Annotated in this window: 2 protein-coding genes (1 of these 2 running past the window's edge); both read left to right on the top strand. The window is 69.5% G+C overall.

Annotated features, from left to right (window positions below):
- Positions 1–7,015: the 3' portion of a non-ribosomal peptide synthetase gene (locus U873_RS0121085; protein ID WP_025130131.1), read on the top strand. It extends 6,077 nt beyond the left edge of the window; the window shows 7,015 of its 13,092 coding nt (coding positions 6,078–13,092); the start codon falls outside the window, past its left edge; it ends in the stop codon at positions 7,013–7,015.
- Positions 7,012–21,699: a non-ribosomal peptide synthetase gene (locus U873_RS0121080; RefSeq protein WP_025130130.1), complete on the top strand. Its 14,688-nt coding sequence runs from the start codon at positions 7,012–7,014 to the stop codon at positions 21,697–21,699. The genes U873_RS0121085 and U873_RS0121080 overlap by 4 nt, the downstream gene beginning before the upstream one ends.

Below are 21,699 nucleotides of genomic sequence, written 5' to 3'. Positions count from 1 at the left end.
CGACCAGGTGAAGATCCGCGGCCTGCGCATCGAGCTGGGAGAAATCGAGGCCCGCCTGACGGCCTGCCCCGGAGTCAAGGACGGCGTGGTCCTGGCCCGCGAGGATGAACCGGGGGACAAGCGCCTGGTGGCCTATTACACGGTGCCGGCCGGGACCCCGGCGCCGACCGGCGAAGCCTTGCGCGAGCACCTGCAACAGCAGTTGCCGGACTACATGGTGCCCCTGGCCTATGTGCGCCTCGACGCGCTGCCCCTGACCAACAACGGCAAGCTCGACCGCAAGGCCTTGCCGGCACCGGACCCTTCGGCCCTGCTCAGTCGCGCCTTCGTGGCCCCTGAGGGCGAAGTGGAGACGGCCCTGGCGCGGATCTGGAGCGAGCTGCTGAAGGTCGAGCAGGTCGGCCGCCACGATCATTTCTTCGAACTCGGCGGGCATTCGCTGTTGGCGGTGAGCCTGATCGAACGCATGCGCCAGATCGGCCTCAACGCCGATGTGCGGGTGCTGTTCAGCCAGCCGACCCTGGCGGCCCTGGCAGGCGCCGTGGGCAGCGGCCGCGAGGTGCAGGTGCCGGGCAACCGCATCACCGTCGATTGCCCGCGCATCACCCCCGACCTGCTGCCCCTGGTGACCCTGGACCAGGCGGCCATCGACCGGGTGGTCGCCAGCGTGCCCGGCGGCGTCGCCAATGTGCAGGACATCTACCCCCTGGCGCCGCTGCAGGAGGGCATCGTCTACCACCACCTGAGCGCCGAACAGGGCGACCCCTACCTGCTGCAGTCACGCCTGGCGTTCGACAGCCTGGAGCGCCTGCAACGCTTTGCCGGGGCCTTGCAACAGGTGATCCAGCGCCATGATATCTTGCGCACCGCGGTGCTCTGGGAAGGCTTGCCGCAGCCGCTGCAAGTGGTCTGGCGCGAGGCTCGGCTGCAGGTCCTGGAGCAGTTCCTGGACCCGGCGCAGGGCGATCTGCTGGAGCAACTGCACCAGCGCTTCGACGCCCGGCATTGGCGCCTGGACCTGGCCCAGGCGCCGCTGATCCGCATGGTCTACGCCCAGGACCCGGCGCAGCAGCGGGTGGTGGCGATCCTGCTGTTCCACCACCTGGCCCTGGACCATACCGCGATGGAGGTGGTGGGCGAGGAAATGCGCGCGCTGCTGTTCGACCAGCCCGAGCGCCTCGGCACCCCGGTGCCTTACCGCAACTACGTGGCTCAGGCGCTGCTGGGGGCCGGGCAGGCGGAGAACGAGGCCTTCTTCCGCGAGATGCTCGGTGACATCGACGAGCCGACCCTGCCGTTCGCCGTGGCGGATGTGCAGGGCGATGGCCGCGACATCGAAGAGGCCCATGTGCCCCTGCCGGACCCGCTGAGCCGGCGCCTGCGCGAGCAGGCCCGGCAGCTGGGAGTCAGCGCCGCGGCGCTGATGCACCTGGCCTGGGGGCTGGTGCTGGGCCAGGTGTCCAACCGCCAGCAGGTGGTGTTCGGCACCGTGCTCATGGGGCGCATGCAGGGCGGCGAGGGTGCCGACCGTGCCCTGGGGGTGTTCATCAACACCCTGCCGGTGCGGGTGGATGTGCAGGGCGGGGTGCGGGCCGGGGTCAAGGCCACCCATGCCCGGCTCAGCGCCTTGCTCGGCCACGAACACGCGTCCCTGGCCCTGGCCCAGCGCTGCAGCGCCGTGGCGGCCGGCGCGCCGCTGTTCAGCGCCTTGCTCAACTACCGCCACAGCGCCGCGGATGCCGGAGCCCGGGAGGGCCTGGATATCTGGCAGGGGGTGCAGCTGCTGGGGGGCGAAGAGCGCAGCAACTACCCCCTGAGCCTGAGCGTCGATGACCTGGGCCAAGGCTTCGGCCTGTCGCTGCTGGCCCTGGCCTCGATCGGCGCCCGGCGCCTGGGCGACTACATGCTCGGCACCCTGGAACAATTGGCCGATGCCCTGGAACAGCACCCGGACCTGCCCCTGGCACAGCTGTCGGTATTGCCGGTGGCGGAGCGCGAGCAACTGCTGGAGGGCTTCAATGCCCAGGGCGCCGACTACCCCCGCGGGCAAACCTTGCATGGCCTGTTCGAAGCCCGGGTGCAGCAAGCGCCCGAGGCCCTGGCCGTGGTCCAGGGGCCGTTGCAGCTGAGTTATCGCGAGCTCAACCGGCGGGCCAATCAACTGGCCCGGCAGCTGCTGGCGCTCGGGGTGCGCCCTGACGACCGCGTGGCGCTGTGCCTGCCGCGTGGCCCGCAACTGCTGCTGGGGATGCTGGCGATCCTCAAGGCCGGGGCCGGCTACGTGCCCATCGACCCGGGCCAGCCACTGGAGCGCATCGCCTACCTGCTGCAGGACAGCGCACCCCGGGCGGTGCTGGTGCAGGGCGCTACCTGCGAGTTGCCGGGGAACCACGGGGGCGTGCAGATCGATCTCGACGGCTGCGACTGGCAGATGAGCGGGCCGGACAATCCGCAGGTGGCCGGTTTGACCCCGGCGCACCTGGCCTATGTGATCTACACCTCCGGCTCCACCGGGCTGCCCAAGGGCGTGATGGTGGAGCACCAGAGCCTGGAGAATCTGATTCACTGGCACTGCGCAAGTTTTGGCGTGGGCCCCGGCAGCCAGGTCTCCAGCCTTGCCGGCCTGGGGTTTGACGCCATGGCCTGGGAAGTCTGGCCGGCCCTGTGCAGCGGCGCGACCTTGCACCTGCCGCCGAGCGAGGTCGGCAGCCAGGACCTCGACGCACTGCTGGACTGGTGGCGGGCCCAGCCCCTGGACGTGAGCTTCCTGCCGACCCCGGTGGCCGAATACGCCTTCAGCCAGGCGCTCGGGCACCCGAGCCTGCGCACCCTGCTGGTGGGCGGTGATCGCCTGCGCCAGTTCCCCCGGGACCCGGGGTTCGCGGTGATCAACAACTACGGCCCCACCGAAGCCACGGTGGTCGCCACCTCCGGACGGATGAGCGCCGGTGGTGTGCTGCACATCGGCCGGCCCATGGCCAATGCCCGGGTCTACCTGCTGGACGAGGCGCAGCGCCCGGTGCCCCTGGGGGTGTGCGGCGAGCTGTACGTGGCGGGTGCCGGGGTGGCCCGGGGTTATCTCAACCGTCCCGAACTGAGCGCCGAGCGTTTCCTCAATGACCCGTTTCGCGCCGAGCCCGAGGCGCGCATGTACCGCACCGGCGACCTGGGCCGCTACCTGGCGGACGGCAGCATCGAGTACCTGGGGCGCAACGATGATCAGGTGAAGATTCGCGGCATGCGCATCGAGCCCGGGGAAATCGAGGCGGCGCTGCTGACCCATGGGGCCCTCAAGGAGGCCCTGGTGCTGGTGGCGCAAGGGCGCCTGCTGGCCTATTTCACCCTGCACGCCCGCGGCCAGGGGCCGGCGCCCGAGGACCTGCGCGACCATCTGCTGGGCCGCTTGCCGGACGCCATGCTGCCGGTGGCCTATGTGCAACTGGATGCCTTGCCCCTGACCGCCAACGGCAAGCTCGACCGCAAGGCCCTGCCACAGCCGGAGCAGGGCGCCTGGCTGAGCCGGGAATACCAGGCCCCCGAGGGCGAGGTGGAAATTGCCCTGGCGCAGATCTGGAGCGAGTTGCTGCAGGTCGAGCGGGTCGGCCGCCACGATCACTTCTTCGAACTGGGCGGGCATTCGCTGCTGGCGGTGAGCCTGATCGAGCGCATGCGCCAGATGGGCCTGAGTACCGATGTGCGGGCGCTGTTCAGCCAGCCGACCCTGGCCGCCCTGGCGGCTGCCGTGGGCAGCGGCCGCGAAGTGCCGGTGCCGGCCAACCTCATCGCCGCCGATTGCCTGAGCATCACCCCGCAGCTGTTGCCATTGATCGAGCTGGACCAGGCGGCCATCGAGCGTATCGTCGCCACGGTGCCCGGCGGGGTCGGCAACGTGCAGGACATCTACCCCCTGGCGCCGTTGCAGGAAGGCATTCTCTACCACCACCTGAGTGCACGCCAAGGCGACCCCTACCTGCTGCAATCGCAGCTGGCGTTCGACAGCCGGCAGCGCCTGGAGGATTTCGCCGCAGCCCTGCAACGGGTTGTCGAACGCCACGACATCCTGCGCACGGCGGTGCTCTGGGAGGGCTTGAAACAGCCGGTGCAAGTGGTCTGGCGCCAGGCCCGGGTCGAGCTGGAGGAGGTCACTGTCAGCGCTGGCGATGCGCTGCAGCAGTTGCTCCAGCGCTGCGATCCGCGGCATTCGCGACTGGACCTGAGCCGTGCGCCGCTGATGCGCCTGGTGCATGCCCAGGACCCTGCCCGGCAGCGGACCGTGGCGATCCTGCTGTTCCATCACATGGTCCTGGACCACACCGCCCTGGACGTGGTGCGCGAGGAAATCCAGGCCTGCCTGCTGGGGCAGGAACCGGTGGGCAAGGCGATCCCCTACCGCAACTACGTGGCCCAGGCGCGCCTGGGGGGCAGCCGCGAGGAGCACGAGGCGTTCTTTGGCGACATGCTCGGCGACATCGACGAGCCGACCCTGGCGTTCGGCCTGCAGGACGTGCAGGGCGACGGTGACGCCATCGAGGAGTTCCAGCAGTCCCTGGAGGCCGGGCTGAGCACGCGCCTGCGCGCCCAGGCGCGGTTGCTCGGGGTCAGCGCCGCGAGCCTGTTCCACCTGGCCTGGGCCCGGGTCCTGAGTGTCACTTCGGGCCAGGAGCACGTGGTGTTCGGCACCGTGTTGCTGGGGCGCCTGCAAGCCGGGCAGGGCGCCGACCGGGCCCTGGGCATGTTCATCAACACCCTGCCGTTGCGGGTCGATTTCGACGACCGTGGCACTCGCGCTGCGGTCAAGGCCACCCACGCCCGGCTCAGCGCCTTGCTGGGGCATGAACATGCCTCCCTGGCCCTGGCCCAGCGTTGCAGCGCAGTCGCCGCGCCGTTGCCGCTGTTCAGCGCCATGCTCAACTACCGCCATGGTTCCGACGCGGCCCCGAGCGAGGCGGTGCAACGGGCCTGGCAGGGCATCCAGACCCTGCACAGCGAGGAGCGCACCAACTACCCCCTGAGCCTCAACGTCGATGACCTCGGGCAAGGCTTTCGGCTCACCGCGATGACCCTGGCGCGGATCGGCGCGCAGCGTATCTGTGGCTATATGGAACAGGCCCTGACAGCCTTGGTGGACAACCTCGAACAGGCGCCGCAACGGCCACTGCGCCAGGTGCCGATCCTGCCGCAGCAGGAACGCCGGCAACTGCTGGAAGGCTTCAACGCCACGGCCCGCGACTACCCCCTGGAACAGACCCTGCACGGGCTGTTCGAGGCCCAGGTGCGGCGCAGCCCCGACGCCCCGGCGGTGCAGGCTGGCGAGCAGTCGCTGAGCTACCGCGAACTCAATCAGCAGGCCAATCAACTGGCCGGGCACCTGCGGCAACTGGGCGTCGGCCCGGACGCCCGGGTGGCAATCTGCGTCGAGCGCGGGCTGGGCATGGTCATCGGCTTGCTGGCGATCCTCAAGGCCGGTGGCGCCTATGTGCCGATCGACCCGGCTTACCCGCCCGAGCGCATCGCCTACATGCTGCAGGACAGTGCGCCCCTGGCGGTGCTCGCCGAAGGTTCGACCCGTGAACTGCTGGGTGAGTTGAGCGTGCCCCGGGTGGACCTCGACCAGCCACTCTGGCGCGGGCAGCCGGTGGCCAACCCGGAGCTTGGCGGCCTGAGCCCGAGCCACCTGGCGTACGTGATCTACACCTCCGGTTCCACCGGCCAGCCCAAGGGGGCGATGAACGAGCACCGGGCGGTGGTCAACCGCCTGCTGTGGATGCAGGAGCAATACAGTCTGGGCGCCGACGACGCGGTGCTGCAGAAGACCCCGTTCAGCTTCGACGTGTCGGTCTGGGAATTCTTCTGGCCGCTGTTCACCGGGGCACGCCTGGTGATGGCCCGTCCCCACGGCCACAAGGACCCCGCCTACCTGCGCCAGGTGATCCGCGAGCAGGGCATCAGCACCTTGCACTTCGTGCCGTCGATGCTCGACGTGTTCCTGGCCCATGGCGACAGTGTGGACAGCCTCGGCCTGCGCCAGGTGATGTGCAGCGGCGAGGCCCTGCCGGGCAGCCTGGTGCGCCGCTTCAAGGCGCAGTTGCCAGAGGTCGGGCTGTACAACCTGTACGGTCCTACCGAGGCGGCGGTGGACGTCACCGCCTGGGACTGCGCCGGCCCGCTGGCGCAGACCCCGGACCACACGCCGATCGGCAAGCCGATCGCCAACACCCGGATGTACCTGCTGGATGCCCAGCTGCAGCCGGTGCCCCTGGGGGTGGTGGGCGAGCTGTACATCGGCGGGGTGCAGGTGGCCCGGGGCTACCTGAATCGCCCGCAACTCAGCGCCGAGCGCTTCCTCGATGACCCGTTCAGCGCCGAACCCGGGGCGCGGATGTACCGCACCGGCGACCTGGGCCGCTATCAGGCCGACGGCACCCTCGACTACCTGGGGCGCAACGACGACCAGGTGAAGATCCGCGGCCTGCGCATCGAGCTGGGGGAAATCCAGGCCCGCCTGAGCCAGCTGGAGGAGGTCAAGGAAGCGCTGGTCCTGGCCCGCGAAGACGTGCCCGGCGACCAGCGCCTGGTGGCCTACTACACCACCGCCGAGGCGGCCCGGCCACTGCCGGTGGAACAGCTGCGGGCCCGGTTGCTGCAGCAGTTGCCGGACTACATGGTGCCGGCGCAGTTCGTGCACCTGCAGGCCTGGCCCCTGAGCCCCAACGGCAAGCTGGCGCGCAAGGAGCTGCCGGCGCCGGGGCTGGAGGCGGTTCAGGTGCGCGAGTACCAGGCGCCCGTCGGCGACACCGAGATCCTCCTGGCCCGGCTCTGGGCCGAACTGCTCAAGGTCGAGCGGGTGGGGCGCGATGATCATTTCTTTGAGCTGGGCGGCCACTCGCTGCTGGCGGTCAGCCTGATCAGCCGGATGCGTGATGAAGGCCTGGAAGCCGATGTCAGGGCGTTGTTCGAACACCCGACCCTGGCGGACTACGCGGCAATTACCGAACGAATGGAGATCGTCCTGTGAGCGTGATCGAACTGTTGGCGACACTGAAGGAAAAGGACGTCCAGCTGGTGCTCAAGGGTGACCAACTGGTGGTCCAGGGCAACAAGCAGGCCCTGAGCGAGCCGGCCTTGCTGGCGCGGCTGCGCGAGTACAAGCCGGAGCTGATCGAACTGATCAGGGCCGGGCAGTACCGGCCGGCCAAGGCCGGTCAGGTGGCCGTGCCGGCCAATGGCATCAGCCTTCACACCACCCGCATCACCCCGGACCTGCTGCCCCTGGCCCAGCTCGACCAGGAGGCCATCGAGCGCATCGTCGCCACGGTGCCGGGCGGGGTCGCCAACGTGCAGGACATCTACCCCCTGGCGCCGTTGCAGGAGGGGATTCTCTATCACCACGTGAGTGCCGTGCAGGGTGATCCCTATGTCATGCAGGCGCAGTTCGCCTTCGCCAGCCTGGCGCGCCTCGAGGCCTTCGCCGAAGCCTTGCGCGGGGTCATCGCGCGTCACGACATCCTGCGCACCGCGGTGCTCTGGGATGGCCTGGAACAACCGATGCAGGTGGTCTGGCGCGAGGCTGGGCTGACCCTGCAGGAGGTCGAGAGCGACCCTGCGGGCGGTGATGTCCTGGCCCAGTTGCACGGGCGTTTCGACGCCCGGCACTACCGCCTGGACATCAGCCAGGCGCCGATGCTGCGCCTGGTCCATGCCCGGGACGAGGCCGGCGGGCGCATCGTTGCCATCCTGCTGTTCCATCACATGGCCCTGGACCACAGCGCCCTGGATGTGGTGCGCCATGAGATGCAGGCCTTCCTCAGCGGCAAGGCCGAACTCCTGGGGCCGGCCCTGCCGTTTCGCAACTACGTGGCCCAGGCCCGGCTGGGCATCAGCGAAGAGGAGCACGAAGCCTTCTTCCGCCAGATGCTCGGGGACATCGACGAGCCGACCCTGCCGTTCGGCCTGCAGGACGTGCAAGGCGATGGCCGTGCCATCGAAGAGCGCAGCCTGGCCCTGTCGGCGCTGTTGAGCCAGCGCCTGCGAACCCAGGCGCGGCAGGCCGGGGTCAGTGCCGCGAGCCTGTTCCACCTGGCCTGGGGCCGGGTGCTGGGGACCCTGGCCGGCAAGCACAAGGTGGTGTTCGGCACCGTGCTGATGGGGCGCCTGCAAGGCGCCGAGGCCACCGAGCGGGCCCTGGGGATTTTCATCAACACCTTGCCGTTTCGCCAGGACCTGGACGGGCAGGGCCTGAGCGACGCGCTCAAGGCCACCCACGGGCGCCTGACCACCTTGCTCCGCCACGAACACGCGGCCCTGGCCCTGGCCCAGCGTTGCAGCGGAGTCAGCGCGCCGACCCCGCTGTTCAGCGCCTTGCTCAACTACCGCCACAGCGCCGCGGGTGCCAGCGCCGAGGCCCAGGCCGCCTGGGCCGGGATCAGCACCCTGCACTCCGAGGAGCGCACCAACTACCCCCTGACCCTGAGCGTCGACGACCTCGGCGAAGGCTTCAGCCTGACCTTGCTGGCCAGCACCCAGGTCGACCCGCAACGCATCCTCGGCTACCTGCTGTGCACCCTGGAGAACCTTGCCCAGGCGCTGGAGCACAGCCCGCAACGGGCCCTGGACCAGTTGTCGATCCTGCCGTCGGCCGAGCGTGAGCTGGTGCTGCAAGGCTTCAACCGCAGCACCGTCGACTACCCCCAGGGCCAGACCGTCCACGGGCGCATCGAGGCCCAGGCGGCGCGCAACCCGGACGCGCTGGCGGCCTGTTGCCAGGGCCGGAGCCTGAGTTATGGCGAACTCGATCGCCAGGCCAACCTGCTGGCCCGCCAGTTGCACGAGCTGGGGATCGGCCCCGACGACCGGGTGGCAATCGTCGCCCGGCGCAGTCTGGAAACCCTGGTGGGCCTGCTGGCGATCCTCAAGGCCGGGGCCTGCTACGTGCCCATCGATCCGGCCCATCCCACCGAGCGCCTGAACTACCTGCTGCAGGACAGCGCGCCCCGGGCCGTGCTGACCCAGGCCGAGCTGCTGAGCCGCCTGCCCCCCCTGGCAGTGCCGCTGATCGAACTCGATTCGCGCCTGTGGCAAGGCCCGGCCAGTGCCCCCCTGCAGGTGCCCGGGCTGACCCCCGCGCACCTGGCCTACGTGATCTACACCTCCGGCTCCACCGGCCTGCCCAAGGGGGTGATGGTGGAGCACCAGAGCCTGTGCAACCTGGTGGACTGGCACGCCCGGGTCTTCGAACTGCGCCCCGGCAGCCAGACCTCCAGCCTCGCCGGTTTCGGTTTCGATGCCATGGCCTGGGAAGTCTGGCCGGCGCTGTGCGTGGGCGCCACCCTGCACCTGGCGCCGGCCCATGACGGCAGCGAGGACGTGGACGCCTTGCTCGCCTGGTGGCGCGCCCAGCCCCTGGACGTGAGCTTCCTGCCGACGCCGGTGGCCGAGTACGCCTTCAGCCAGGCGCTCGGACACCCGAGCCTGCGCAGCCTGCTGATCGGTGGCGACCGCTTGCGCCAGTTCAGCCACGACCCGGGGTTTGCCCTGATCAACAACTACGGCCCCACCGAGGCCACGGTGGTCGCCACCTCCGGCCCGATCGAGGCCGGGCAGGGGCTGGACATCGGCCGGCCGATGGACAACGCACGCATCTACCTGCTGGACGAGCGCCAGCAGCCAGTGCCGATTGGCGTGGCCGGTGAACTCTATGTGGGCGGCGCCGGGGTGGCCCGGGGTTACCTCAACCGGCCCGAGCTGACCGCCGAACGCTTTCTCGACGACCCGTTCAGCCCCCAGCCTGCGGCGCGCATGTACCGCACCGGCGACCTGGCCCGCTGGCTGGCGGACGGGCGCATCGAGTACCTGGGGCGCAACGACGACCAGGTGAAGATCCGTGGCGTGCGCATCGAACTGGGGGAAATCGAGACTCGCCTCAATCAGTATCCGGGGGTCCAGGAAGCAGTACTCCTGGCCCGTGAAGACCAGCCCGGCAACCCGCGGCTGGTGGCCTATTTCACCGTGCAGGACAGTGCCGGCCAAGTGCTGCCCGGCGAATTGCGCGCCCACCTGCTGGCGCAACTGCCGGACTACATGGTGCCGGTGGCCTACGTGAAGCTCGACGCCTTGCCCCTGACCGCCAACGGCAAGCTCGACCGCAAGGCCTTGCCGGCGCCGGATCAGGCGGCGCTGTTCAGCCGTGAATACCAGGCCCCTGCCGGCCCCACGGAAATCGCCCTGGCGGCCATCTGGGCCGAAGTCCTGCACCTGCAGCGAGTGGGCCGGCATGACCACTTCTTCGAGCTGGGCGGCCACTCGTTGCTGGCCATGCGCATGGTGTCCCAGGTGCGCCAGCGCCTGGGGCTGGAGCTGGCCCTGGGCGAGCTGTTCGCCAATGCCGAATTGAGCGCCGTGGCCGCGGTGCTCGACCGCGCCGGGCGCAGCCAGTTGCCGGAGATCTTCCCGGCGACCCAGGACCAGGACCTGCCGCTGTCCTTTGCCCAGCAGCGCCTGTGGTTCCTGGCACAGATGGACGGCGCCGCCAGCGCCTACAACATTCCCGTGGGCCTGGGCCTGCGCGGCCAGCTGGATCGCCAGGCGCTGCAGCAGGCCCTGTCGACCATCGTTGCCCGGCACGCCACCCTGCGCAGCCGCTTCGTCTGCCTCGACGAGCAACCCCAGGTGCTGGTGGGCCCGGTGGACGCCGCCCTGGAGCTGGTGTTCGAGGACCTGCGCGAAGCGCCCCTGACCCTGGCCGAGCGGGTGCGCCAGGAAGCTGCCATGCCTTTCGATCTGGAGCAGGGGCCGGTGATCCGCGGGCGCCTGCTGGCCCTGGCGGACGATCACCACGTGCTGCTGCTGACCCTGCACCACATCGTCACCGACGGCTGGTCCATGGGCGTGCTGACCCGTGAACTGGTGGCCCTGTACGAGGCCTTCAGCCAGGGCCGGCCGGACCCGCTGCCACCGCTGCCGGTGCAGTACAGCGACTTTGCCCTGTGGCAGCGGCGCTGGCTCAGCGGCGAGGTGCTGCAACAGCAGGGCGACTACTGGCGCCAGACCCTGGCCGATGCCCCGACCTTGCTGATGCTGCCCACTGACCGGCCGCGGCCGTTGCAGCAGGATTATCGCGGGGGCAGTGTGCCGATCCTGCTCGATCCGCAACTGAGCACCCAGCTCAAGGCCCTGGGCCAGCGCCATGGCTGCACCTTGTACATGACCCTGCTGGCGGGCTGGGGCTTGCTGCTGGGGCGGCTGTCGGCCCAGAGCGACCTGGTGATCGGCACGCCGGTGGCCAACCGCATGCGCGCCGAGGTCGAGGGCCTGATCGGCCTGTTCGTCAACACCCTGGCCCTGCGCCTGGAGGTGAGCGGCGAACAGAGCGTGGCCGAACTGCTGGCCCAGGTCCGCGCCCGTAGCCTGGCGGCCCAGGCCCACCAGGACCTGCCGTTCGAGCAGGTGGTGGAAATCGTCCGGCCCCAGCGCAGCCTGTCCCACAGCCCGTTGTTCCAGGCGGTGCTGACCTGGGTCGACAACTTCGCCCAGGACCTGGTGCTGGGCGAGCTGAAGCTCGAAGGCGTGGCCGGCGCCAGCCAGGTGGCCAAGTTCGACCTGACCCTGAGCCTGGGGGAGAGTCAGGGGCAGATCCTCGGTTCCCTGGACTACGCCACGGCGCTGTTCGATGCCGAGACCGTGCAGCGCTATGCCGGCTATCTGGTGCAGGTGCTGCGGGCGATGGTGGCGGACGACCGGCAAGCCCTGGCCCAGGTGCCGTTGCTGGAACAGGCCGGGCGCCGGCAATTGCTAGAGGATTTCAACGCCAGCAGCGCCGACTACCCACGGGGCCGGACCCTGCACCAGCGTTTTCAAGCCTGGGTTGCCGAGCAGCCCGAGGCCATCGCGGTGCAGGCCGGCGAGCAGCAGCTGAGCTACACCGAGCTCAATGGCCGGGCCAATCAACTGGCCCATCACCTGCGCCAGCTCGGGGTTGGCCCGGACGTGCGGGTGGCGATCTGTGTCGAGCGCGGCCTGGAGATGCTGGTCGGCCTGCTGGCGATTCTCAAGGCCGGCGGCGCCTATGTACCCATCGACCCCAGCCACCCGCAGGAGCGCATTGCCTACCTGCTGCAGGACAGTGCGCCGCTGGTGCTGCTGGTGCAGGGCGCGACCCGGGCCCTGGTCGGTGCCCCGGCACTGCCGGTGCTCGACCTCGACCGGCCGGACTGGGGCTCGCAGCCTTTGAGCAATCCCCAGGTGCCGGGGCTGAACACTCGCCACCTGGCCTATGTGATCTACACCTCCGGCTCCACCGGCGAGCCCAAGGGCGTGATGGTGGAGCACGACAGCCTGGAAAACCTGCTGGACTGGCATTGCCAGGCGTTCGACCTGGGGCCGGGCCGGCACACCTCCAGCGTCGCCGGCTTCGGCTTCGACGCCATGGCCTGGGAACTCTGGCCAGCCCTCTGCGGCGGCGCGACCCTGCACCTGGCGCCGGCCAGCATCGGCCACCAGGACATCGACCAGCTGCTGCACTGGTGGCGTGCCCAGCCGCTGGATGTGAGTTTCCTGCCGACCCCGGTGGCCGAATACGCCTTCAGCCAGGACCTCGGCCATCCGCGCCTGCGCAGCCTGCTGGTGGGCGGTGACCGCCTGCGCCAGTTCAGCCGCGAGCAGGGTTATGCCCTGGTCAACAACTACGGCCCCACCGAGGCCACGGTGGTCGCCACCTCCGGCCTGATCGAAGCCGGCGGCAGCCTGGACATCGGTCGGCCGATCGCCAACGCGCGCATCTACCTGCTGGATGAACAGCAGCGGCCGGTGCCCATCGGTGTGCCGGGCGAGCTTTACGTGGGCGGTGCCGGGGTGGCCCGGGGTTACCTCAATCGCCCTGAACTGACCGCCGAGCGCTTCCTTGACGACCCGTTCAGTTCCCAGCCTGCGGCGCGCATGTACCGCACCGGCGACCTGGCCCGCTGGCGTGCCGACGGGCGCATCGAGTACCTGGGGCGCAACGACGACCAGGTGAAGATCCGCGGTGTGCGCATCGAACTGGGGGAGATCGAGACCTGCCTCAACCAGCTCCCGGGGATCCAGGAGGCGGTGCTGCTGGCCCGGGAAGACCAGCCGGGGCAGACCCGCCTGGTGGCCTATTTCACCGCGTCCGGCAACCGGGCGCCGACCCCGGGTGAACTGCGCGCGCAACTGCTCGGGCAATTGCCCGAGTACATGGTGCCGGCGGCCTATGTGCGCCTGGACGCCTTGCCCCTGACCGCCAACGGCAAGCTGGATCGCCGGGCGCTGCCACTGCCGCCCCTGGATGCGCTGCTGTCCCGGGACTATGTGGCGCCCCAGGGCGCCAGCGAGCAGGCCCTGGCCGAGATCTGGAGCGAGTTGCTGCAGGTGCCGCGGGTCGGGCGTCACGATCACTTCTTCGAGCTGGGCGGCCACTCGCTGCTGGCCATGCGCATGCTGTCCCAGGTGCGCCAGCGCCTGGGCCGGGAGCTGGCCCTGGGCGAGCTGTTCGCCAATGCCGAGCTGAGCGCGGTGGCCGAGGCCCTGGCCCGATCCGCGCACAGCAGCCTGCCGGACTTGTTGCCGGCCCCGCGGGACCAGCCGTTGCCGCTGTCCTTCGCCCAGCAGCGGCTGTGGTTCCTGGCGCAGATGGAGGGCGCCAACACCGCCTACAACATTCCCATCGGCCTGCGCCTGCGCGGGCAACTGGACGGTGAGGCGCTGCAGCGGGCCCTGGAGCGCATCGTCGCGCGCCACGAAACCCTGCGCAGTCGCTTCGCCCAGTACGCGGATGAAGCCGAGGTGCTGATCGCGCCGCTGGAAGCCGGGCTGGACCTGCAAGTGGAAAACCTGCGGGGCCATCCCCAGGCCCAGGAGGCCTTGCAGGCCCTGGTCCAGGGCGAGGCCTCGGCGCCGTTCGACCTGGAACGCGGGCCGTTGATCCGCGGGCGCCTGATCCGCTTGGCGGACGAGCACCATGTACTGTTGCTGACCCTGCACCACATCGTCAGCGACGGCTGGTCCATGGGCGTGCTGACCCGCGAGCTGGTGGCGCTGTACGCCGCCTTCAGCCGTGGCCTGCCCGACCCGTTGCCGCCGCTGGCGGTGCAGTACAGCGATTTCGCCCACTGGCAACGGCAATGGCTCAGCGGCGCGGTGCTGGAGCAGCAGGCGCAGTACTGGCGTCAGGCCCTGGACGGGGCCCCGGCCTTGCTCATGTTGCCCACCGACCGGCCGCGGCCGGCCCAGCAGGACTATGCCGGCAGCAGCGTCGAGGTGCGCCTGGACAGCCAGCTGACCGCCGGCCTGCGGGCCTTGAGCCAGCGCCACGGTACGACCTTGTACATGACCCTGATGGGCGCCTGGGCGCTGTTGCTCGGGCGCTTGTCGGGGCAGGCCGAGGTGGTGATCGGCACCCCGGTGGCCAACCGCATGCGCGCCGAGGTCGAAGGCTTGATCGGCCTGTTCGTCAACACCCTGGCCCTGCGCCTGGACCTGGGGGCCGCGCCCCGGGTGGAGGCCTTGCTGGCCCAGGTCAAGGCTCGCACCCTGGAGGCCCAGGCCCATCAGCACCTGCCGTTCGAGCAGGTGGTGGAAATCCTTCGGCCGCTGCGCAGCCTGTCCCACAGCCCGCTGTTCCAGACCCTGCTGACCTGGCAGAACGGCGACGGCCCGCAACTTGTGCTGGGGGACCTGCAACTGGAGGGCATCCACGAGGCCAGCCACTTCGCCAAGTTCGACCTGTCCCTGAGCCTGGGGGAGGTCCAGGACCACATCGAAGGCACCCTGGAATACGCCACGGCGCTGTTCGACGAGGCGACCATGCAGCGTTATGTCGGTTACCTGCAGCGGGTGCTGCAGGCCATGGTGGCGGACGACCAGCAGTTGCTGGAAGCGCTGCCGCTGATTGATGCCCAGGAGCGCCAGCAACTGCTGGAAGGCTTCAACGCCACGGCCCGCGACTACCCCCTGGAACAGACTCTGCAAGGGCTGTTCGAGGCGCAGGTGCAACGCAGCCCCGAGGCCCTGGCGGTGCAGGCCGGCGAGCAGTCGCTGAGCTACCGCGAGCTCAACCAGCAGGCCAACCAGCTGGCCGGGCACCTGCTGCAACTGGGCGTGGGCCCGGACGCGCGGGTGGCGATCTGCGTCGAGCGCGGGCTGGGCATGGTGGTCGGCCTGCTGGCGATCCTCAAGGCCGGTGGCACCTATGTGCCGATCGACCCGAGCTATCCCCGTGAGCGCATCGCCTACATGCTGCAGGACAGCGCGCCCCTGGCGGTGCTCGCCGAAGGCTCGACCCGCGAATTGCTGGGTGAGTTGAACCTGCCCCTGGTGGACCTCGACCAGCCGCTGTGGCAGCGCCAGCCACGGGTCAACCCGCGGGTGAGCGGGTTGACCCCGGGGCACCTGGCTTACGTGATCTACACCTCCGGTTCCACCGGCCAGCCCAAGGGGGCGATGAACGAGCACCGGGCGGTGGTCAACCGCCTGCTGTGGATGCAGGAGCAGTACCGCCTGACGGCGGACGATGCGGTGTTGCAGAAGACCCCGTTCAGTTTCGACGTGTCGGTCTGGGAGTTCTTCTGGCCGTTGTTCACTGGCGCACGGCTGGTGATGGCGCGCCCCGAGGGGCACAAGGACCCGGCCTACCTGCGGCAACTGATCCGCGAGCAGGGCATCACTACCTTGCACTTCGTGCCCTCGATGCTCGACGTGTTCCTGGCCTATGGCGATACCCAGGACTGCAGTGGCCTGCGCCAGGTGATGTGCAGCGGCGAGGCCCTGCCGGGCAGCCTGGTGCGGCGCTTCAAACAGCAGTTGCCGGCCACCGCGCTGCACAACCTGTACGGCCCCACCGAGGCGGCGGTGGACGTCACCGCCTGGGATTGCGCCGGCCCGCTGGCGCAGACCCCGGACAACACGCCGATCGGCAAGCCGATCGCCAACACCCGGATGTACCTGCTGGACCCGCAGCGCCAGCCGGTGCCACGGGGCGTGGTGGGCGAGCTGTACATCGGCGGGGTGCAAGTGGCGCGGGGCTACCTGAATCGCCCGCAACTCAGCGCCGAGCGCTTCCTCGATGACCCGTTCAGTGCTGAACCCGGGGCGCGGATGTACCGCACCGGCGACCTGGGCCGCTACCTGGCGGACGGCAATATCGAGTACCTGGGGCGTAACGATGATCAAGTCAAGATCCGTGGCCTGCGCATCGAGCTGGGGGAAATCCAGGCCCGCCTGACCCAGCAGCCAGGGGTCAAGGAAGCGGTGGTCCTGGCCCGCGAAGACGTGCCCGGCGACCAGCGCCTGGTGGCCTACTACACCACCGCCGAGGGGCAGTCGGCGTTGCCGCTGGAGCCGTTGCGTCGAGCGTTGCTGGAGCAGTTGCCGGAGTACATGGTGCCGGCGCTGTTCGTGCACCTGGAAGCGTTGCCCCTGAGCCCCAACGGCAAGCTGGCGCGCAAGGAACTGCCGGCGCCGGGGCTGGAGGCGGTTCAGGTGCGCGAGTACCAGGCGCCCATCGGCGACACCGAGATCCTCCTGGCCCGGCTCTGGGCCGAGCTGCTCAAGGTCGAGCGGGTGGGGCGCCACGACCACTTCTTCGAACTAGGCGGCCACTCGCTGCTGGCGGTGAGCCTGATCGGGCGCATGCGCCGCGCCGGGCTGTCGGCGGATGTGCGGGTGCTGTTCGGCCAGCCGACCCTGGCGGCCCTGGCCGCCGCCGTGGGCCGGGGCCGGGAAGTGCAGGTGCCGGCCAACCTGATCTACCGCGATTGTCCGCGCATCACCCCGCAGTTGCTGCCGTTGCTGACCCTGGACCAGGCCGCCATCGACCGAGTGGTGGCCACGGTTCCCGGTGGCACCGCCAACGTCCAGGACATCTACCCGCTGGCGCCATTGCAGGCCGGCATTCTCTATCACCACCTGGCTGCCGGCCAGGGCGATCCCTATGTGCTGCAGGCGCAGTTCGCCTTCGACCGGGTCGAGCGCCTGCAAACCTTTGCCCGGGCCTTGCAGGGGGTGATCGAGCGCAATGACATCCTGCGCAGCGCGGTGCTCTGGGAAGGGCTCGAAGAGCCGCTGCAAGTGGTCTGGCGCCAGGCGCCGCTGAGTAGCGAGGAGATCGTTCTGGAGCCTGGCCAGGGCGCGGTGCTGGAGCAGTTGCAGGCGCGTTTCGACAGCCGTCGCTATCGCCTGGACATCGCCCAGGCGCCGCTGCTGCGCCTGGTGTATGCCCAGGACCCAGCCAACCGGCGGGTGGTGGCGCTGTTGCTGTTCCATCACTTGGTGATGGACCACGTGGCCCTGGAAGTACTGCAGCACGAACTGCAAGCCTTCCTGCTCGGCCAGCAGGCGCGGCTGGGCGAAGCGGTGCCGTATCGCAACTACGTGGCCCAGGCTCGCCTGGGCATCGGTGAGGAGGAACATGCGGCGTTCTTCCGTGAAATGCTCGGTGATATCGACCAGCCGACCCTGCCCCTGGGCCTGCAGGAAGTGCAGGGCACCCAGGCCGTGGTCAACGAGGCACGCCAGGCCGTGGACCGCCTGCTGGGCCGGCGCCTGCGGTTGCAGGCGCGGCAGCTGGGGGTCAGCGCTGCGAGCCTGATGCACCTGGCCTGGGCTCGGGTCCTGGGCAGCCTGTCGGCGCAGCAGCGGGTGGTGTTCGGCACCGTGCTGCTGGGAAGGATGCAGGGCGGCGAGGGCGCCGAACGGGCCCTGGGGGTGTTCATCAACACCTTGCCGCTGCGGGTGGACCTGGGAGAGATAACGGTGCGCGAGGCGCTGCTGGCCACCCATGAACGCCTGGCGCAATTGCTCGGCCATGAACAGGCGCCCCTGGCCCTGGTGCAGCGTTGCAGCGCAGTGGAGCCGGGCACGCCGCTGTTCAGCAGCCTGCTCAACTACCGCCACAGCGCAGCCGCGGCGGCGGGAGCCTCGGACAGTGCCTGGGAAGGCGTGCAACTGCTCAATGCCCAGGAGCGCAGCAACTACCCGCTGACCCTGAGCATCGACGACCTGGGGGACGGCTTCATGCTCACGGCGGTGGCGGCCGGGATCGATGCCCGGCGGCTGTGCGACTACCTGCAGTGCACCCTGGAGAACCTGCTGCAGGCCCTGGAGCAGGACCCGCAACAGGCCATTGGTACGGTGGCGGTACTGCCGCCGGCCGAACGCCGGCAGGTGCTGGAGGGCTTCAACGCGACGCTGCGCGACTACCCGCGCCGGCAGACCCTGCACCAGCGTTTCGAGGAGCAGGTGCTGGCCCATCCGCACGCCGTGGCGGCGGTCCATGGCGCAGAGCAATTGAGCTACCTGCAGCTCAATGCCCGGGCCAACCAGTTGGCCCATCACCTGCTGGGGCTGGGCGTGCAACCTGGGGACCATGTGGCCTTGCTGTTGCCGCGCTGCCTGGACCTGCTGGTGAGCCAGTTGGCCGTCAGCAAGTGCGCCGCGGCCTATGTGCCCCTGGATATCAAGGCCCCGCCAGAGCGCCTGCGCTTTTTGCTCGAGGACAGTCAGGCGACGATGATTCTGGGGCACAGTGGCGAGGCGCTGGCCAGCGCTACGCCGCAGGTCGAGCTGGACCGGCTGCGCTTCGATCGCCTGCCCGGTCACAACCCGAACCTTGTGCAGTCGTCCGAGACGGTGGCCTACCTCATGTACACCTCGGGCTCCACCGGCACGCCCAAGGGGGTGCTGGTGCCCCATCGGGCCATTACCCGGTTGGTGATCAACAACGGCTATGCCGACTTCAACCCCGAGGACCGGGTGGCGTTCGCCTCCAACCCGGCCTTCGACGCCAGCACCATGGACGTCTGGGGGCCACTGCTCAATGGCGGGCGGGTTGTGGTGGTGGACCCAGCAACCCTGCTCGACCCGGCAGCCTTCGGCCAGTTGCTGGCGAGCTCCGGGGCCACGCTGCTGTTCCTCACCACCAGCCTGTTCAACCAGTACGTGCAGTTGATTCCCCAGGCCTTCAAGGGCCTGCGGATGCTCCTGTGCGGCGGCGAGCGGGCCGACCCCACGGCGTTCCGGCGGATGCGGGCCGAGGCGCCGCAGCTGCGCCTGGTCAATGGCTACGGGCCAACCGAAACCACCACCTTCGCCGTGACCCACGAGCCCGGCGAACTGCCTGCCGATGCCGACAGCGTGCCCATCGGCCGGCCATTGTCCAACACCCGGGTGTACGTTCTGGACGCCCTGGGCCAGCCCGTGCCCATCGGTGTGGTGGGGGAGCTGTACATCGGTGGCCAGGGCGTGGCGCTGGGCTACTTCAACCGTCCCGAACTCAGCGCCGAGAAGTTTCTCGCCGACCCCTTCAGCCCCGAGCCCGCGGCCTTGATGTACCGCACCGGCGATCTGGGCCGCTGGCTGGAGAACGGCCTGCTGGAGTGCATCGGACGCAATGACGAGCAAGTGAAGATCCGCGGCTTTCGCATCGAACCGGGGGAAATCGAAGTGCACCTGGCCAGCTTCCCTGGCCTGCGCGACGGAGTGCTGCAGGTACGTGAAGACACCCCCGGGGACAAGCGCCTGGTGGCCTACTACACCTTGCAGCAACAGGTGGCGGAGCCGGCCCTTGAGGACTTGCGCACGCACCTGCAGGAGCGCTTGCCGGAGTACATGGTGCCCCTGGCCTATGTCCGCCTCGACGCCTTGCCCCTGACCAACAACGGCAAGCTGGACCGCAAGGCCCTGCCGGCACCGACGGCGCAGGCCCAGGTCAGCGTGGCCGACGAGGCTGCGCAAACGCCTTTGGAACAGAGCCTGGCGCCACTCTGGGCCGAGGTCCTGAAACTGCCCGAGGTGGGCCGCCACACTCATTTCTTCGAGCAGGGCGGGCATTCGCTGCTGGCGATCCAACTGGTCAACCGGCTGCAACAGACCGGGTTCGACGTGACCCTGGCGGAGCTGTTCCAGCACCCCAGTGTGGCGGCCATGGCACGTCTGTTGAGTGAACGTGCGGCCGCGCCGGAACGCCCGGAGCAATGGATTGCGGTACGCAGCGGCGGCGCTGGGCCGGCGTTGTTCCTGGTGCACGAATTCACCGGCCTGGATGTGTATTTCCCGGCGCTGGGGCAGCACCTGGCAGGCGACTTCCCGATCTACGGTCTGCCGGGCGTGGCGGTTGGGCAGCCGCAGTTGCGCACCCTGGAATGCCTGGCCACACGCTTGCTCCAGGTGATGCGCGAGCTGCAGCCACAAGGGCCGTACCGCCTGGCCGGCTGGTCCTTCGGTGGCGTGCTGGCCTACGAGATCGCCCAGCAGTTGCTGGGGCTGGATGAGCAGGTGGAGTTCCTTGGCCTGATCGACAGCTACGTGCCACGCCTGACCGACCAAGGCAAGGCGCGCTGGTCCGGGGAGCATGCCCTCCAGCAGCACCTGCTGTTGCAGTGCCAGGCGTTCTGGAGTGCCCAGGGCGCCGCCGGCGTTGAGCGCCTGGCGGCCCTGGAACAGCTGCAGCAGGACCTCGACCACCTGGACTTCCACGGCCTGCTGCAACGCTGCCGTGAACAGGGCCTTTTGTTCGAGCAACTGGCGAGCGCAGCCCCCGATCAGCTCTGGCATTACCTGGACCGCGAGGTGGCCCACGGGCATGCCCTGGCCCATTATTGCCTGCATCCGCTCGAGATGCCGGTGCATCTGTTCTGCGCCGCGCAGCGGCCTACCGAGCTGTCCCGGCGCAGCCCGACCCTGGGCTGGGGCGAGGTGCTGCCGGGGCACAACCTGCACTGCATCAGCGTGCCGGGGGACCACCTGAGCATGATGAAGGCGCCCCATATCCAGGCGTTGGGCGAGGCCATGAGCCAGGCCCTGGAGCACGCTCGCAGCGCCTGCGCGGTGCGTGCGCCGCGGCATCAGCCGTTGCTGCGGATCCAGACCGGGCGCAGCGGGCAGACCCCGATCTTCTGCGTGCCCGGGGCCGGTGACAGCATCACCGGCTTCATCGGCCTGACCGAGGCCCTGGGGGCCGAGTGGCCGATCCTCGGGCTGCAGGCCCGGGGCCTGGACGGCGGGGTGCCCCACGGCCAGGTCGAGGTCGCCGCCCGGCATTACCTGCAGGCACTGGAAGAGGAATACCCGGCCGGGCCCTTGCACCTGATCGGTCATTCCTTCGGCGGCTGGGTGGCGTTCGAGATGGCCGGGCTGCTGCAGGCCGCCGGCCGCGAGGTGGCGTCCCTGACCCTGATCGACAGCGAAGCCCCCGGCGGCAACGGGGTGGTGGGGCGGCCCTACACCACCACCCAGGCCCTGCAGCGCTTGATCGAGTCGATGCAACTGGCCGCAGGGCAGAGCCTGGGCATCGACCCCGAGCAGTTCGCGGCGCAGGACGATGCCCTGCAGATGCACCTGCTGCACGCCGGCATGGTGCGGGTCGGCTTGCTCTCCCAGCGTGCCGATCCTCGGGCCATGCACGGCCCGGCGCGGACCTTCGCCACCGCCTTGCGCACCCGCTACCAGCCCCGGGATGGCTACCGGGGCAAGGTGCGCCTGGTGCTGGCGGACGACCCGAGCCTGGACGCTGCCGGCAACCGCCGCGAGCAGCAGGGGATGATCCACGGTTGGCGCCGGCAGGCCACGGAGCTGCAGGTCTGGTATGGCCCGGGCAACCATTTCAGCCTGCTCAAGGCGCCCAACGTCTATCACTTGGCGGCCTGGTGGCACGACGGTCTGTCGCTGCCCCAGGGGGAGGTCGTGTCATGA

The organism is Pseudomonas sp. PH1b (assembly GCF_000633395.1).
Taxonomy (GTDB): domain Bacteria; phylum Pseudomonadota; class Gammaproteobacteria; order Pseudomonadales; family Pseudomonadaceae; genus Aquipseudomonas.
Note: the sequence above shows the minus strand (reverse complement) of the source record. Positions and strands in the feature narration are given on the sequence as shown.